Below are 15,836 nucleotides of genomic sequence, written 5' to 3'. Positions count from 1 at the left end.
GGAGCGTGATGTGTCCGGGGGATCTTCTAGCCTGCGTCCGCTCACAATCAGCGTTGCGCGGGTAACACATACCTCCCGGTCTTATCGGTGGCCAGCGCAAGGGACGAGATGTACTGCTTGGATCCGTCCGGGGCCAGTTCATTGGAGAGCAGCATGTCCGGGCGCTCGAACTCCATGCCGGTCACATGGCAGGTGAGTGTCACGTCCGAAGGGTTGCCATCCGCGTCAACCATGGGCAGGTCGATTCCGTCATCATCGCGCCGTAGGTAGTACCGCCCCTGAGTCAGCACGGCCATGACGGGGGTGGCAATGATCGCTATCAGCACCGCAAAGATCGGCGAATAGGGCGCCACCGTCGGACCAAAAGCACCGAAGAACATAGCGATGGAAACACCCGCCGAGAGCGCCAACGACGTCACGCCCACGGGGTTCCAGTTGTAAAGCATTCCGCGGCGGAATTCCGGGTACTTGGGGGAAAGCTTGAGGATGTATTTATTGACCACGATGTCCGTGGCAACCGTGACGATCCACGCCATTGCGCAATTGGCGTAGAAGCCCAGGATGGTGTTGAGGAAGTCGAACATGTTGAGTTCCATCAACGCCAGGGCGATGGCCAAGTTGACCACCACGAAGACCATGCGGCCCGGGTAGGTACGAGTGACCCGGGTGAATGAATTGGTCCAGGCGAGGGAGCCGGAGTACGCATTGGTCACGTTGATCTTGACCTGAGAGATGACCACCAGGATCACCGCGAGGGTCATGGCCAGCCACGCGGGCATCATGTCCCGGTAGACACCCAAGAATTGGTGAACCGGTTCATTGGCGGTGGCAGAGGCTGCCGGGTCCAATGTCGCAATTAAGTACACCGTGATGAACAGACCGGTGATCTGCTTGATCGCGCCGAAGATCACCCACCCGGGGCCGGCCAGGATCACGGCACGCCACCACGCCACACGGTTCTCGCCGGTCTTGGGCGGCATGAACCTCAAGTAGTCGATCTGCTCGGCGATCTGAGCGATCAGGGACAAGCACACGCCGGCCGCCAACATGACGGACGCGAAGCTTACTCCGGCACCGGCGCCTGATTCGCCTTGATACGCGAAGAAACTCCCCACCGAATCGGGGTTGGCCAGGACCAGATATCCCACGGGAATCACCATGAGCACGAGCCACAGCGGGGTGGTCCAGACCTGCAGTGTTGCCAAGGTCTTCATGCCGTAGATGACCAACGGGATGATCAGCAGGGTGGAAAGGGCGTAGCCAATAGGTTTGGGGATACCCAGTCCGAGTTCCAGGCCCTGCGCCATGATGGAGCCTTCCAGGGCGAAGAAGATGAATGTGAAGGTCGCAAAGATCACGTTGGTGATCACGGACCCGTGGTACCCGAATCCCGAACCGCGGGTAATGAGGTCCAGGTCAATGTTGTAGCGCGCCGCGTAGTACGCCAAGGGAAACCCGGTGACAAAGATGATGAATGCGGCCACGGCAATTCCCAACAGGGCATTGGTGGTTCCGTGCGCAATTCCAATATTGGCGCCAATGGAAAAGTCCGCCAAGTAGGCGATCCCGCCGAGTGCACTCGTTGCAACAACACCGGCACCCCATTTCCGGTAGGAACGCGGTGCGAAGCGAAGGGTGTAGTCCTCCAGGCTCTCGCGCGTGGCCGCTCGTGCGTCCGCGGTGGAGCCGGGTGAGACGCTGGTTGTCGATCCTTCGTGGTCCGGATGTGTCCGAGTATCTAACGACATGTTTTCGATCTTTCTTCTGAGCAGCTCAGGGAGCTGAAAGATGCGTGATGGTCCGGTGGAAGGCTCTGTGTTCGACCAACTGCGAATCCATGAGTCGCCGGCCCGTGTTGTGCACCCAACCGGCGGCCCCAGAAGAACTATGGCCCCGGATTATTTCCGGGAAGTTTTCTATCGACGACACTTCTGTGTCAGGAAAAGCCAAACGTGTAACGATTAAAAGAAGGGCCGCCGCCGAATCTTCGGCTGCGACCCTGCAATGCGCCCAATACGTCCGTGGGCATCACCTCGGGTGAGCTCATCCCTCGAACAACTGCTGCCCCACGTAGGCACCGGGTTCATTCGAAACACCGGGCGGCACGGCGAACAGCCCGGAACCGGTGTGGCGCAGGTACTCGCTCAGCGCATCCTGGCGGGCCAGTGTGTTCTGGATCGGCACGTAGCCGGTGCGGGGGTCGTTGACCATGGCAATGAAGAACAGTCCCGCATCCATGTTCCCCAGCCGATCCGTACCGTCCGCGTAGTTGTACCCGCGGCGCAGCATCTGGACACCGTTGTTGGTTTGGGGGTGCGCCAAGCGCACGTGGGAATCCGTGGGAATGATCGGCTGATTTCCCGCGCCTTCCATTGCGAAGTCCGGCGCGGTGAACTCCTCACCCCCGGACAGCGGCGCGCCCGTGCCCTTGGTGCGGCCAATGATGTTCTCCTGGCCCATGAGTGATTCGCGGTCCCAGGTTTCCATGATCATGCGGATCCGCCGGGCCACCAGGTAGGTACCGCCGTCCATCCAGGACCCGTCGCGGACCCACAGGTGATCATCGAGCAGCTGCGGGTCCTCGGCCTTGAGGTTGGCGGTGCCGTCCTTGAACCCGAACAGGTTGCGCGCGGTGTTCTGGGTCTTGGACGTGGACGAGGTCCGCCCGAATCCCAGTTGCATCCAGCGCGTGGACACGATTCCGAATCCCATGCGCACCAGGTTGTGCACGGCGTGAACGGCCACTTGCGGGTCATCGGCGCACGCCTGGATGCACAGGTCTCCCCCGCTGCGCGCCGGATCCAGCGTGTCACCGGGAAAGTGCGGCAGTTCGATGAGCGCCTCGGGCATGCGCTCACGCAGTCCGAAACGGTCCTTGTCGTGCTCGTCCACGAACAGCGAGCGCCCGAATCCAATGGTGACCGTCAGGTGCCCCGCGGACAGGTCGTGGGCCTCACCGGTGTCCTGCGGCGGGGCGTACTGGGAGCCGCCGTCGAATCCCGTGTCGGTGACGTCCAGGCCCTGGGTGATGCGCGCGCACGCTGCGCTCCATTGGGTGAGCAGGTCCACGAGTTCGGCGCGGTCCTCGGTGAGTACGTTGAGCGCGGCGAAACACAAGCGGTCCTGGGCGGGGGTCACGATCCCGGCTTGGTGGTCGCCGAAATAGTCGACGACGTCGCTGTGGGCCTCGCCGTTGACGGTGTCCTGGATCGCGGCGGCCGCGGGTCGCCCGAACCAGCCGAGCCCCGCGCCCACCGCCACGGCACCGGCTCCGGTGCCGAACAGGGCGCGACGGCTCACGCCCTGTTTCGCACCCGACCGCTCCGGCCTGTCGGACCGGTCGGGCTGATCTCCCGATCCGGGCTGCTCCGGGGGTTCGGGGTGTTCTGCGCGGTGATTCATGGATTACTCGACGACCTTTTCCGTGACCATGGACAGGGGTTCGGACAGGGCGTTCACGGCATCCGAGAGTTCCTTGACCTGCTCCTGGCTCAGCTCGTCGTAGTAGGCAAAGCCATCGCCCTCCTTGTGCTGATCCAGCAGTTCTTGCAGGTCGCCGAAGCGGGTGTCCAGCGTCGTGTTCAACTCGGCGTCTCGCTTGTCGAGCAGCGGGGAAAGATTTTCGTAGGCGATGCGTGCGCCGTCCACGTTGGCTTGGAAATCCCACAGGTCCGTGTGGGACCAAATTTCCTCTTCGCCGGTGACCTTGCCCGTGGCGACCTCGTCGAGCAGTTCCTTGGCCCCGTTGGACAGCTGGTCCGCCGTGAAGCTCAGGTCGCGGGTGCGGTCGTAGAGCACTCGGGTATCGGCCACGAGTTGGTCGGCGTACTTCTGCCGGTCGGCCTGGCTCATGTGCTGGTACCCCTCGGCCGGGGGCCACAGGTCCTTCTCGATCCGGTGCCACCCCGTCCAGTCCTGGCCTTCTTCCAGATCCGCTTCGCGCAGGTCCAGTTTGGGGTCCAGGTCCCCGAAGGATTCGGCCACGGGTTCCACGCGCTCCCAGTGCATGCGCACCGGCGCGTACATCTCCCGGGCCTTCTCGGCGTCCCCGGCCGCGTATGCCTTGGCGAACTCCTCCGTGCCCGTCATCAGCTGCTCGGTCTGGTCCTTGACGTACGCCGCGTACTGGGTGGTGGCCTGATCCTTGAGCTGCGAGTCCTCGGCGTTGACCTCGGCACCACCCTCGCCCTCGGTCACGATGAATTCATTGCGGATACCCTCGCCGACCATGCCGGGCTTACATGCCGTGAAGTACTGGCCCTGCGGTGCGGACACGGTCAGCGTGCGGTTGAGCCCGGGTGCGATGTTCTCCACCTCGCCCACAATGCGCAGTCCGTCCTCGCCGAGCAAATAGAACTCGGTCACCTTCGAGCCCTCATTGATCACATCGAAACGCAGGGTTCCGGCGGGGGCCTCTTCGACGCCGACGTCGCATTGGTCGTCGGTGCTCGAGACGGCGATCGCGCCGTTCTCCCCACCCTGGTCGTTGGGTTGGCACGCGGCCAACGTGAACATCAGGCCCACGGCGGTCACGGCGGCGGGGAGGCGGGTGGAGACGGATCGCATGGGTGGTCCTTAGGAATTCAGTGCACCGGAGACGGGTGCATCAGGGAAATAGAGGTCATGACGGTTCAGGCGGAGGCCGAGGTGCTGGCAACCGAGGCCGAGGAGGAAACCGGCGGCGTCGTCGGCTTTCTCCTGGCCGAGCGGGACCGGGCGATGAACAGTGGCATGATCGTGAGCACGTAGGCCCACCACACGCCGAATTCAAGCCACGTGGTGGCCGGTGAAAAGTTGAACACGCCCTTGAGCAGCACGCCGTACCAGCTGGTGGGTGGGATCTGTTCGGAGACGTCGAAGGCCAGGGAGTTCAGCCCGGGCAGCACGCCGGCCTCCTGGAGATCGTGGAACCCGTACGCCAACACGCCCGCCGCAATGAGGACCAGAAAACCGCCGGTCCAGCGGAAGAACGTGGAGAGGTTGAGCTTGAGCAGCCCACGCGTGATGAGCCAGGCCAGGGCAATGGACACCAGGATGCCGGCGAGCGCCGCAAGCGTCGGCGCGAAGATCCCGCCGGCGCCCCCGTTGGCTCGAGTGGCGGCCCAGAGGAACAGGGCTGTTTCCAGGCCTTCGCGCCCCACGGCGAAGGCGCCCAGCAGGATCAATCCCACGGCGGAGCCTCGGAGAGCGACATCGGCGCGGGATTCCAGCTCGCGTTTGAGCCCCCGGGACGCGCTGGCCATCCAGAAGATCATCCACGTCACGAAACCCACGGCCACGATGGACAGGGTCCCGCCAATGATTTCCTGGGCTTCGAAGGTCAGGGTGGACGGGCCGAACGTCAGGAGCGCACCGAAGGCCAGCGAGATCGCAACGGCAATAACAATGCCGAGCCACAATCGACGGACCGCGAATCGCTGCCCCGTGCGTTTGAGGTATCCGATGAGGATCGCGACGATCAGCGCGGCCTCGAGGCCCTCGCGCAGACCGATCAGAAATGTCTGGAGCATCCGACTGTCTTTCACTCATGAGGTTAGGTGAGGCTAACCTGAACACAGTGAAGTTAGCACAGTGCCTGCCGGTACAGAACATTCCGGGCCGAGAATTTTTGGGCCGCGCTCAGTGCGTCGCTGTGTGACGCGAACAACACGGGTCAGCGGGCATCCGGTCACATGGTCAAGCCGCCGCTGACGGAAATCGCCTGCCCCGTGATGTACGCGGAGCCTGCGCTGAGCAGGAATCCGACGGTCGCGGCGATTTCCTGGGGCTGACCGAGCCTGCGCGCCGGGATGCCCTTGGCCATGCCCGAGAACACCTTGCCCGTCAGCCCTTCGGTTTCCGCGGCGTGACGATACATTTCCGTGTCGGTCGGTCCCGGGCACACGGCATTGACGGTCACCGGCACGGTCGCGTTTTCGCGAGCCACCGACTTGACCATGCCCAACACGCCGGCGCGCGCCGCCGACGACGCCGCGTCACCCATCGAGCCCGCCTTGGCGCTGTCCGAGGCCACCACCACGATGCCCGCGCGCCGCCCGTTGCTCCCGGAGTGACGGAGGAAGGGCAGGGCGTGGCGGACCAGGGACATCACGCCCACCAGTTCGGTCTCGATGATGTCCCGCGCCCACCCGGCCTGGGTCTCGTGCAGCGGTGCGAGGTCGTGGCGGTGCCCCGCGGTGACCACCAGGGCATCCAGACCGCCCAGGATGTCCGCCGCGCGGGCGACACCCCACTCCACGGCACCCTCGTCGGTGATGTCCAGGGTGAGGTGGCCCATCACGAGGCCCAGCTCGTCCTGGGGGTCCTCGAAGGGTCCCCCCATGCGCACGTTCCTGCCCGCGACCACCACGCGCGCGTCCTCGGTGACCAGGTGCTCCACCGTTGCGGTACCGATGCCGCCGGCTCCGACCACCAGAATCCTCTGACCCGCGTGCTGACCCACACTCATACCCGTTCCCCCTACTGACCCGTGAATCTCGGTGCGCGTTTCTCCAAGAAGGCCCCCGCGCCTTCGGCTTTGTCCTCGCTTTGGTACAGCAACGACTGTGCCAGGCGTTCAATGATCTGCCCGGTGGCCTGATCCGCATCCGCACCGTGCCTGATGACCAGCTTGGCCAGGCGGATGGCCAACGGGCCCCGGGCGGTGATTCCCAACAGCGTGTCCCGTGCCGTGTTGAGCAACTCGCCCGGTTCGGTGACGCGCGTGACGAGCCCCATCTGCAGGGCCTCCTCCGCCGGTACGAACCGTCCGGAGAGAATCATGTCCACGGCCCGGCCGCGCCCCACCAGCCGTGTGAGGCGTTGCGTACCACCGGCTCCGGGGAGCACTCCGAGCGCCGTTTCGGGCAGGCCGATCTGGGCCGTGGTCGAGGCAATGCGCAGATCACACGCCATGGCCAGTTCACAACCGCCGCCCAGGGCGTAACCATTGATTGCGGCGAGGGTGGGTCGCGGGAAGTTCTCAATGCGGTCGTAGAGCTTCTGCATGGCGGCGGTGAGTCCGTCCACGGCGGTGTAGTTGACCAGACCGGAGATGTCCGCGCCCGCAATGAAGGCCTTCTCCCCCGCCCCGGTGAAGATGATGCCCTGCACGGCGTGGTCCGATTCGGCGTCGCCGAGCACCTCCCCGATCTCGGTGAGGACCTCCGCGTTGAGGGCGTTGCGCACCTCGGGGCGGTTGATCGTGACGGTCAACAATCCGTCGGTGAGGTCGGTGGTGAGAAGTTCGGTGCTCATGCCTGGTCCTCCGTGAAGCGCTCGCGCAGGTGGTATTTCTGGATCTTGCCGGACGGGGTGCGCGGGAAGTCCGCCAATATCTCCACGCGTTCGGGCCAATAGGACTTGGCCACACCCTTCTCGTCCAGGAACGCCCGGATGGCCTCGAGCGTCAGGGGCGCGGCGTCGTCGTTCAGCACCACGGCGGCGCAGGCGATCTCCTGGAGGCGCACGTGGGGCGCGCCCACGATCGCCACGGAGGCGATGTCCGGGTGCTCATGCAAAACGTTCTCCAAGTAGGCGACCGGGATGTTCTCGCCGCCGCGGATGATCAGGTCCTTGGAGCGTCCCGCAATGGTCAGGTAGCCGTCCTCGTCGAGGGTGGCCAGGTCACCGGTGTCGAACCATTCGCCGTCGAAGTCCTCACGGGTCTTGTCCAGCTGGCCCAGGTACCCCACGAAGAGGGAGGGTCCGCGCACCCACAGCTTGCCCTCGGAACCGGCCGGCAGTGTTGTGCCGTCCAGGTCTGTGATCCGCACGTCGATCCCGCGCACGGGCCGGCCGTCCGTGGAGGTGATCTTCTCGATCGGATCGCTCGGGTGCCCGCACGTGGACAGCGCGCACTCGGTCTGACCCCAGCCGCCCAACACGGACAGCCCGGGAATCTCCTCGCGGGCGTTGCGCAACAGCACCCGCGGGATCGGTGCGCCCATGCAGCAGAACCGTTGCAGGGAGGACACATCGTGATCGGCCAGGTTCGAGGCGTCCAAGAGGTCATGTAGGAACGGGGTGGCACCGGAGGTGTGGGTGATGCCGTGCTCGGCAATCAGTTCCACGAACGTCTCCTTGTGCCACACGTCCTGGAACACGCCTTTGGCCCCGAGCAGGATGGGAAGTTCCACGCCGAACAGGTAGCCGGTGAGGTGGCCGAAGGTCGAGGCCATGTGAATCACGTCCCGGTGGTCCATGCCCATGCGATCCGGCCAGGGCAGACCGGCGGCGCACACCGTGTTGTGCGTGTGCATCACACCCTTGGGCCGCCCGGTGGTACCGGAGGTGAACATCAGCAGGGCCACGTCGTTCGCCTCGGGACGGCGCTCGGCCAGTTTCTCCGGGGAGCCCTGTGCTTCCCAGTCGGTGGCGATGAACTCGTCCCATGCGATCTCGCCGCGCTCAAGGGCCGGCGGGTTGGCGGGGTCCTGGGCGAGCACCAGCACGCGCGCCGGGTCCTGCTGTCCGCCCACCATGCGACGGGCCAGAGCCAGGTGGTCGTAGCCGCGGAAGGTATCGGGCACCACCAGGATCCGGGTGTTGGCGCGCTCCATCATGAACGAGATCTCCCGGTCACGGTAAATGGGGATCAGCGGGTTGGTCACCGCGCCGATCCGCACGGCGGCCAGGTGGAGAATCACCCATTCCTTCCAGTTGGGCAGCTGCAACGAGATCACGTCACCGCGGCCCAGGCCCAGGTGGATCAGGCCGTGCGCGGTGCGCTCCACCCGTTGGGCCAGTTCGCCGTAGGTCAGTGACCCGCGGGAATCCACGGAGGCCACGGCGTTCGGGTCACGTTCCACGGCCCGGTCCAAGTGGTCGGTGAGAATCCGGCCGTCCCAGTAACCGGCCTGGGTGTTGTGATCGATGATGTCCTGGGTCAGGAGGGTTTCATACGTGGTCATGACGGGTGCTCCTTTGCACGCTGGGACGGTTCGCGCTCGGCAGCCGCGGGGGCTGTGCGCGGCGTCAGATCATGGTGAGACCACCGCTGACGGACAGCGTCTGGCCGGTGATGTAGTTGGACCGCGGGGAGGCCATGAAGGCCACGGCGTTGGCCAAATCCTCCGGTTGGGCCAGGCGACGCAGCGGAATGGCGCGCTCGAGGGACTCGCGCAGCTTCGGGTTCTCTTTACCGATCTCTTCGAACAGGGGCGTATCGGCCGGGCCCGGGCACACGGCATTGACCGTCACCCCGTAGCGGGCCAGTTCGCGCGCCATTGTCTTGGAGAAGGCAACCAGACCGCCCTTGCACGCGGAATAGACGGCCTCGCCCGAGGAACCCACGCGGGCGGCGTCGGAACCAATATTGATCACGGTGCCCGAGCCCTGGTCCTTCATCACGCTCATCACCGCGTGACTCATGGTCAGGGTGCCCATCAGGTTGATACCGATGACCCGTTCCCAGGTCTCGGGGGTGCTGTCCAGGAACGGGCCCACCTTGTCCCAGCCGGCGTTGTTGACCAGCACGTCAATGGATCCCCAGGTGTCGAGCACGTGCGCAACGAGGGCGGCGACGTCGTCGGGGCTGGTGATGTCGGCGCGCACCCCCACGGCCTGCTCGCCGATGCGCTCGGCGGTGGCGTTCGCGGTCTCTTCGTTGAGATCGGCAATGACCACGCGTAGCCCGTCCTGGGCGAGACGCTCGGCAATGGCCGCGCCGATGCCCTGACCGGCGCCGGTCACAATGGCCACGCGGGGGGTGGTGGTTTCTGAAGTCTGAGCGGTCATGATGTGAGGTCCTTTCCTCGGTGTGCAGCGGTGGGACCCGAGTTACGGGGCGAACTGTCGGCCGGCGGATTGCCGCGCAATGATGAGCTTCATGATCTGGGCGGTGCCGTCCCCGATCTGGAGACCGAGCACGTCACGCATGCGCTGCTCAATGGGCTTGTCCGTGCGATACCCGAACTGACCGTGCAACAACAGACACTGGGTGATGGCGTCGTGCGAGACCTTGGGGGCCCACCACTTGCACATGGCGGCTTCCTTGGTGTGCTTTTGACCCGTGTCCTTCAGGTGAAGGGTTCGCAGGCACAGCAGGCGTGCAGCGGTGAGCTGAGTTTCCGCTTCCGCCAGTGGGAAGGACACGCCCTGGAACTTGGACAGCGGCTGGTCGAAGGCCTGGCGGTGACTGACGTAATCCCAGGTTTCCTCGACCGTGACCTCCGCGGTCCCCAGGCACTGCAAGCCGATCAGGGCACGGGAGAAGTCGAAACCCTGCATCACCTGGGTGAAGCCGGCGCCCTCGGTCCCCAGCAGATTCGAGGCCGGTACGCGCACGCCGTCGCAGTGAATCAGGCCCCGTTCCACGGCGCGAGTGCCGGCGTCCTCCACCGGTTCGATCCGCACGCCGGGGCTGTCCATGTCCAGGACGAACGCGCTGATGCCCCGGCCCCTGCCGGCCTCGGGATCGGTCCGGGCGAACAGCACCGTGGCCTCCGCCTGGGTCGCGAACGACATGGACTTCACGCCGTCGATGACCCAGGAGTCACCCTCCTTACGCGCGGTCATGCGCGGGTTGCCGGCGTCCGAACCGGCATCCGGTTCGGACAGCCCGATCCCCACAATGGCCTCACCGCTCGTGATCCGCGGAACGTACTTCCCGGCAATTTCCGCAGTGGCGTTGCTGGCCAGGATCTGACCCACCAGCGAACCCACGACCTGCAGGTATCCCACGTTGAAGTCACCGCGGGCGATTTGTTCCACGATCAGCCCGGAGGTCAGGCGAGGAAGGTCGCGGCCACCGTACGCGGACGGCAGCTCGGGGCCGATCAGGCCCAGGGCGCCGATCTCTCGGCGCAATTCCGGTTCGATCCGACGAGCCGTTTCGCGTTCGCGGTAGCCCGCGGCCAGTTTCTCGTGGAGCCCGCTGGCTGCGGCCACCAGCTCCTCCTGGGCCGGGCTGAGGGTCATCTCCATGGTGCGCACTCCTTGGTCTCACGTGCGGTTGTCGTTGTCACGATGGCTTCCTGAACCGGCACGGCTCAGTGGCTGATCACGTGGCTGTTGAAGTCGGGCATGCGTTTCTCGGCAAAGGCTGCGGCACCCTCCCGGCCCTCCGGGGATTCGGTGAACAGGTCCAGCCCCGACATCGCCAGGTTGGACAGCCCCGCCTGGTGGTCGGTGTCCGCGTTGAAGGACTGCTTGAGGAAGCGCAGTGCCGTGGGTGACTTCTCCGCGATTTCCGCGGCCCAGGCTGTGGCCTCCTCCAAGAGCTGGTCGGGTGCCACCACCGCGTTGACCAGACCCCAGCGTTCGGCGGTGTGGGCGTCGTACTGGCGGCACAGGTACCAGATCTCTCGGGCGCGCTTCTCCCCCACCACGCGAGCCAGGTAGGCGGAGCCGAAACCGGCATCGAAGGAGCCGACCTTGGGTCCGGACTGGCCGAAGCGCGCCGTGGCCGAGGCGATCGTCAGGTCACAGATCACGTGCAGCACGTGGCCGCCGCCGATGGCCAGCCCGTTGACCGCCGCAATCACGGGTTTGGGAATGTCCCGAATGGTCTTGTGCAGGTTGCCGATCTCGAACATCCCGGACGGGGAAGGCCCGTAGTCACCGGTTTCCGCGCGCTGTTTGACGTCGCCGCCGGTGCAGAAGGCCTTGTCCCCCGCACCCGTGAGAATCACGGCCTGCACGCCACGATCCGCCCACGCCAACCGGAACGCCGTGATCAGTTCATGCACGGTCTGGGCGCGGAACGCGTTGTAGCGCTGCGGGCGGTTCATGGTGATCACGGCGGTGGGGCCATTGATCTCGTACAGGATGTCCTCGAACTCGGGAGCGGCGGGCGCGGTGGGTTCTACGGTCATGGCTCAGTCCTCTTTCGCGGTGAGGTAACGGGAGTACTCGATGTGATGGTCGGGGGTCAGCGCGGCGGAGAGCACGAGCGCCAACTGCCCGCGGATGTAGCTGTCCACGGTGTGCTGGGGCTGGAAGTACCAGGACTTCAAGGCCCATCCGTGGGCGAGCAGCACCAGGTTGTAGGCGAACAAGTCAACGTCCACGGGGGCGAAGAGTCCTGCCTCCACGGCTTCCTGTGTGGCCCGGCCGAGGGGTTGCACCGAGCCCATTTCCAGGTCCTTGATGAGCGTGCGGTTCTCGGCGGACAGCCTGCTGCTCTCGCGGTAGGTGATCACGGCGGCCTCGCTGTTCTCGGCAATCACCCGGCAGTACGCGTCGAATCCGGCGGCCACTTGATCCACGGGGTCTTCCCCCGCAGCGAGAATCGCCGCCGGCACGCGGGCCTCAATGTCCTCGAGCACCCCCACGATCACGCTGCGCAGCACGTCTTCCTTGTTCGCGAAGTACCGATAGATCAGCCCCACACTCACGCCGGCTTCCTGCGCGACGCTCTGCATGGACATCTGTTCGCTGCCCTTGCCCTGCAGCACCGTCACGGCCGCCGCCAACAATTGACGACGCCGCGCTCGGGTCCTCGCGTCGCGGGCCGCCGCGACGGGTTCGGCGGCGGAAACCTGGATAGGTGAATCTGTATTCATTAGTGGTGAATCTAGATTCACTTTTTGGGCGCGTCAAGGCCGGGAGGGAAAAATCGGGCACATATTTGCCGCCCCTCCGCGAGAGAGGCCACCGGAACAGGCCCCCGCCCGGCGACGGTCAGGCGCGCACGAGCGCGGGCACCAGCCGAACCATGGCCACCATGACCAGCAGCTCCACCAGTGTTTGGGTGACCACCACGAGCGGGGCCACGTCCAACGCCGCGGGCAGCGCGAGAGCCAGCGGCAGGATCACCAGGGAATTGCGCGTGACACCGGAGAAGACGAGCGCGCGTCTCCCGGCGACGTCGTACCCGCCGCGTCGGCCCACCCACTGCCCCAGGCAGAACATGATGAGCGCGAACGCGACGAACAACGGGATCACCACCAGCAAGGCCGACAGCTGCGCACCGACCCCGGCGATTTGTGACGCAACCACCACGGCCAGGGTGAGCATCATGAGCGGGACCATGGCGGCCTGTGCGGCGGCGTCCAGCATGCGACCCGCGCGCGTGCGGGCCGCCAGCTGGGTCAGAATCGCGGCGCCCAGGGGTAGCACGATCAAGACAATGAACGCTTTGAAAAACGGCCCGAACTCGACCACCGAGACCACGTCCGAACCGGCCATCAGCCCCAGGTAGACCGGCAACAGGAGCATCTGGGCGAGCATGAGCACCGGGGAGGCCGCGAGGAGGCGGTCGTGCGCACCGCCGGCCAGGCCCGTGAAGACCATGACGTAATCCACGCACGGACACAGCAACACCAACAGGACACCCGCCAACACCGCTTGATCGTGGGCGACAAAGCGCGACAGGCCGAACACCACGACCGGGACCAGCACAAAATTGAGCCACAGCGTGGCCCTCAGGAATGCCCAGTCCCGAAAGACTTCACCCAGCCGAGTGAACGGAATGCCCAGGAAGGTCGCATACAGCAACAGGGCGAGCACGGGATTGATCAGAGTTTCCGCAGGCGCCGCGATCTCGGGCACCGTCAGGCCGGCGATCACGGCGAGCCCGATGGACCCCACGTAGAGGGCAACCTGATGCCGCTCGAGCCACTGAATCATTCGGTCCAGGGTAGTTCACACAGCTCGGACCCGGATCATCCCCGATATGCAGGGAGCTCCCCGCCCGATGGAACGAGGAGCTCCCAGGGAAGTTCTTGATCGGTTATTGCTCCTTGATCAATGACAGCTCGAATTCCAGGCTGATCTTGTCGCTGACCAGCACCCCGCCGGAATCCAAGGGGGTGTTCCAGGAGACGCCCCAGTCCTTGCGGTCGATGCGACGCCCGCCTTCGAGGCCGGCACGCAGGCCACCGGTGTGATCGGTGTCGATACCCAGGAGCTCCATGGGGATGGTGACCGGGCGTGTGATGCCGCGGATGACCAAGTCACCGGAAATGATGAACTGCGACTCGTCCACTTCGTCCACCCCTGTGGACCTGAAGACGATCTCGGGGTGATTTTCCGCGTCGAAGAAGTCAGCACTGCGCAGGTGCTGATCACGTTGGCTGTTGCGGGTATCAACGCTCTGGACCTTGAGCTTGACTTCCACCGTGGAATTGTTCCAGTTCTCGGTATCCAAGTGGGCGTGACCTTCAACCTCGTTGAAAGCACCACGCACTCGAGTCACCATCGCGTGGCGGGTGGAAAACCCGAACCGCGAGTGCGACGGGTCGATGGACCAGTCGCCGTTCAATGCCGAATCAGTAGCCAAAAAGGACACCCCCATGTCAGGACCAGCTGAGCCGTGGTACGTGCGCCTCAGTAGCCGTTCAACTCTCAACCCCTGTAGTTATACGCCATGTCGCTGAGACTGCTCAGATCCTCGGCCCAAAGTATTCGACAGCAATTATCCTGGACGGGACCCTGCGGGTCAGCTGCGGCACCTTCATACGGAACTCGAATCTCCCTCCTGAAGATAGGGTGGAATCCATGGGCTGGCAGTACTGGACGGAATCGGCAGGCACGGGCACGTGGCGGGAGGTGCCCGAACCCCACGCTGACATCACCGCGGGTGAGCTGCGGGTTCGTACCGGGGCCACTGCCGTTTCTCGCGGCACGGAAACCCTGGTTCACACCGGACACGTTCCGGCCTCCATTGCGCACCTGATGAGGGCACCCAAGCAACTGGGTGACTTCCCCTTCCCCGTGTCCTACGGGTATCTGGGTGTGGGTGTCGTCGACGAGGGCCCCACGGACTGGCTGGGTGCACGGGTGTTCGGGTTGTTGCCGCACCACACCCATCACGTGGTCACCACGGAGGACGTCCAGCGCATTCCCGACGACGTCCCCGACCACCGAGCGTTACTGGCCGGCGCGGCCGAGACCGGTTTGAACATCCTCTGGCAGGTGCCCCCGCGCATCGCGGACCGGGTCGCCATCATCGGCGCCGGCATGATCGGCACCGCCACGGCGCTGCTGGCCTCCGGAATGGCGCTGGATCGTCTTGAAGTCCTGGAAACCAATCCGCAGCGCCGCCGGCTGCTGACATCTCTGGGTCTCACCGCCGTGGACCCGAGCGACGCCGCTCCGGACAACGACATCGTCATCCATACCTCCGGCACCGAACAGGGCCTGGCACGGGCCTTGGAGATCACCGGCGATGACGGCACGGTGGTCGAGGCCTCGTGGTTCGGATCCCGCGCCCCCGCGGTCCCCCTGGGCGCGGACTTCCACGCCCGGCGGCTGGCCATCGTGGCCAGCCAGGTGGGTCAGGTTGCCGAGGGCCAGCGCGCTCGACGCACGCGCGCCGAGCGACTCCGGACAGCCCTGCGTGCCCTGCGCGATGACCGCTTCGACGCGCTGCTGACCGGCGCATCTGCCCGGCAGGAACTCCCCGAGGTCATGAACCGGATCACCGCAGACACCGACCTGGCCCGCACCACCCTCTGTCACGTGCTGACCTACTGAGCGGCCCACCGGAACAGACACCACCCGGACCACCCCATCCACCCGAGCAGGAGAACCATGTACAGCCTCACCGTCAACGACCACGTGATGATCGGCCACAGCCTGCCCAACGAATTCTTCGGGCCGGCCCAGGGAATGCACGGCGCGACCCTCACGGTGGAGGCCACCTTCAGCCGCGCCGAACTGGACGAGCACGCCGTGGTCCTGGACATCGGCCAGGCCATGGACATCCTCGATCAGGCGCTGTCCCCCCTGCGATACGCCAACCTGGACGAGCACCCGGACTTCGCGGGCAAGCTCTCCACCACCGAGGCCACCGCACAATACATCGGTCACCGGCTGGCCGACTCCCTGAGTGATCGACCGGATATTGGAATCACCGTGACCCTCACCGAGAACCCCCGCGCCAAGGTCGCCTACACCGTGCCCGGGCGCCC

General features: G+C 65.2%; 15 protein-coding genes. 2 read left to right on the top strand and 13 right to left on the bottom strand.

From position 1 onward, the window contains the following. Nucleotides 1-47 precede the first annotated feature (47 nt). From Q4E95_RS05770 to Q4E95_RS05710, 13 genes are all read right to left on the bottom strand, one after another. On the bottom strand, nt 48-1,748 hold the full coding sequence (locus Q4E95_RS05770; protein WP_303382411.1) for a cytosine permease: 1,701 nt from the start codon (nt 1,746-1,748) through the stop codon (nt 48-50). 295 nt (nt 1,749-2,043) lie between these two features. Further along, a complete protein-coding gene (gene efeB / locus Q4E95_RS05765; RefSeq protein ID WP_303382410.1) occupies nt 2,044-3,300 on the bottom strand; it encodes an iron uptake transporter deferrochelatase/peroxidase subunit in 1,257 nt (418 codons plus the stop codon). 105 nt (nt 3,301-3,405) lie between these two features. After that, the gene (gene efeO, locus Q4E95_RS05760; RefSeq protein WP_303382409.1) at nt 3,406-4,566 is read right to left on the bottom strand and encodes an iron uptake system protein EfeO; all 1,161 of its coding nucleotides are present in this window, start codon (nt 4,564-4,566) and stop codon (nt 3,406-3,408) included. A gap of 65 nt (nt 4,567-4,631) precedes the next feature. Then, nucleotides 4,632-5,510: an iron uptake transporter permease EfeU gene (gene efeU / locus Q4E95_RS05755; protein ID WP_303382408.1), complete on the bottom strand. Its 879-nt coding sequence runs from the start codon at nt 5,508-5,510 to the stop codon at nt 4,632-4,634. A 158-nt stretch (nt 5,511-5,668) separates the two neighbouring features. Beyond that, nucleotides 5,669-6,448, bottom strand: coding sequence for an SDR family NAD(P)-dependent oxidoreductase (locus tag Q4E95_RS05750; RefSeq protein WP_303382407.1), 780 nt, complete (start codon nt 6,446-6,448; stop codon nt 5,669-5,671). Nucleotides 6,449-6,459: 11 nt separating this feature from the next. Further along, the gene (locus tag Q4E95_RS05745) at nt 6,460-7,236 is read right to left on the bottom strand and encodes an enoyl-CoA hydratase/isomerase family protein (protein WP_303382406.1); all 777 of its coding nucleotides are present in this window, start codon (nt 7,234-7,236) and stop codon (nt 6,460-6,462) included. After that, nucleotides 7,233-8,891 (bottom strand): AMP-binding protein, encoded by a 1,659-nt coding sequence (locus Q4E95_RS05740; protein ID WP_303382405.1) that lies wholly within the window; start codon nt 8,889-8,891, stop codon nt 7,233-7,235. The genes Q4E95_RS05745 and Q4E95_RS05740 overlap by 4 nt, the downstream gene beginning before the upstream one ends. A gap of 64 nt (nt 8,892-8,955) precedes the next feature. Then, a complete protein-coding gene (locus tag Q4E95_RS05735) occupies nt 8,956-9,717 on the bottom strand; it encodes an SDR family NAD(P)-dependent oxidoreductase (RefSeq protein WP_303382404.1) in 762 nt (253 codons plus the stop codon). Between the two features lie 42 nt (nt 9,718-9,759). Beyond that, a complete protein-coding gene (locus Q4E95_RS05730; RefSeq protein ID WP_303382403.1) occupies nt 9,760-10,905 on the bottom strand; it encodes an acyl-CoA dehydrogenase family protein in 1,146 nt (381 codons plus the stop codon). A 65-nt stretch (nt 10,906-10,970) separates the two neighbouring features. Beyond that, complete coding sequence (locus tag Q4E95_RS05725) at nt 10,971-11,795, bottom strand: enoyl-CoA hydratase-related protein (protein ID WP_303382402.1); 825 nt, start codon at nt 11,793-11,795, stop codon at nt 10,971-10,973. Between the two features lie 3 nt (nt 11,796-11,798). Next, nucleotides 11,799-12,485, bottom strand: a complete 687-nt coding sequence (locus tag Q4E95_RS05720) for a TetR/AcrR family transcriptional regulator (protein WP_303382401.1) — start codon at nt 12,483-12,485, stop codon at nt 11,799-11,801. Nucleotides 12,486-12,603: 118 nt separating this feature from the next. Then, the gene (locus tag Q4E95_RS05715) at nt 12,604-13,551 is read right to left on the bottom strand and encodes an arsenic resistance protein (RefSeq protein WP_303382400.1); all 948 of its coding nucleotides are present in this window, start codon (nt 13,549-13,551) and stop codon (nt 12,604-12,606) included. Nucleotides 13,552-13,654: 103 nt separating this feature from the next. Continuing rightward, nucleotides 13,655-14,203, bottom strand: a complete 549-nt coding sequence (locus Q4E95_RS05710) for a YceI family protein (protein WP_303382399.1) — start codon at nt 14,201-14,203, stop codon at nt 13,655-13,657. A 218-nt stretch (nt 14,204-14,421) separates the two neighbouring features. Between Q4E95_RS05710 and Q4E95_RS05705 the strand changes: the two genes are divergently transcribed. Together Q4E95_RS05705 and Q4E95_RS05700 are read left to right on the top strand one after the other, a co-directional pair. Beyond that, nucleotides 14,422-15,399: a zinc-binding alcohol dehydrogenase gene (locus tag Q4E95_RS05705; RefSeq protein WP_303382398.1), complete on the top strand. Its 978-nt coding sequence runs from the start codon at nt 14,422-14,424 to the stop codon at nt 15,397-15,399. Nucleotides 15,400-15,456: 57 nt separating this feature from the next. Further along, on the top strand, nt 15,457-15,836 hold a 380-nt coding region (locus Q4E95_RS05700; protein WP_303382397.1), incomplete at its 3' end, for a 6-carboxytetrahydropterin synthase.

The organism is Kocuria sp., from assembly GCF_030536815.1.
Lineage (GTDB): Bacteria > Actinomycetota > Actinomycetes > Actinomycetales > Micrococcaceae > Kocuria > Kocuria gwangalliensis.
The sequence above is the reverse complement of the archived record's forward strand: the minus strand, read 5'-3'. Positions and strand labels throughout refer to the sequence as shown.

Coding starts and splice junctions, on each gene's coding strand:
- Q4E95_RS05770 (WP_303382411.1), bottom strand. CDS start 1,748: ATGTCGTTAGATACTCGGACACATCCGGACCACGAAGGATCGACAACC.
- efeO (WP_303382409.1), bottom strand. CDS start 4,566: ATGCGATCCGTCTCCACCCGCCTCCCCGCCGCCGTGACCGCCGTGGGC.
- efeU (WP_303382408.1), bottom strand. CDS start 5,510: ATGCTCCAGACATTTCTGATCGGTCTGCGCGAGGGCCTCGAGGCCGCG.
- Q4E95_RS05750 (WP_303382407.1), bottom strand. CDS start 6,448: ATGAGTGTGGGTCAGCACGCGGGTCAGAGGATTCTGGTGGTCGGAGCC.
- Q4E95_RS05745 (WP_303382406.1), bottom strand. CDS start 7,236: ATGAGCACCGAACTTCTCACCACCGACCTCACCGACGGATTGTTGACC.
- Q4E95_RS05740 (WP_303382405.1), bottom strand. CDS start 8,891: ATGACCACGTATGAAACCCTCCTGACCCAGGACATCATCGATCACAAC.
- Q4E95_RS05735 (WP_303382404.1), bottom strand. CDS start 9,717: ATGACCGCTCAGACTTCAGAAACCACCACCCCCCGCGTGGCCATTGTG.
- Q4E95_RS05730 (WP_303382403.1), bottom strand. CDS start 10,905: ATGGAGATGACCCTCAGCCCGGCCCAGGAGGAGCTGGTGGCCGCAGCC.
- Q4E95_RS05725 (WP_303382402.1), bottom strand. CDS start 11,795: ATGACCGTAGAACCCACCGCGCCCGCCGCTCCCGAGTTCGAGGACATC.
- Q4E95_RS05720 (WP_303382401.1), bottom strand. CDS start 12,485: ATGAATACAGATTCACCTATCCAGGTTTCCGCCGCCGAACCCGTCGCG.
- Q4E95_RS05715 (WP_303382400.1), bottom strand. CDS start 13,551: ATGATTCAGTGGCTCGAGCGGCATCAGGTTGCCCTCTACGTGGGGTCC.
- Q4E95_RS05705 (WP_303382398.1), top strand. CDS start 14,422: ATGGGCTGGCAGTACTGGACGGAATCGGCAGGCACGGGCACGTGGCGG.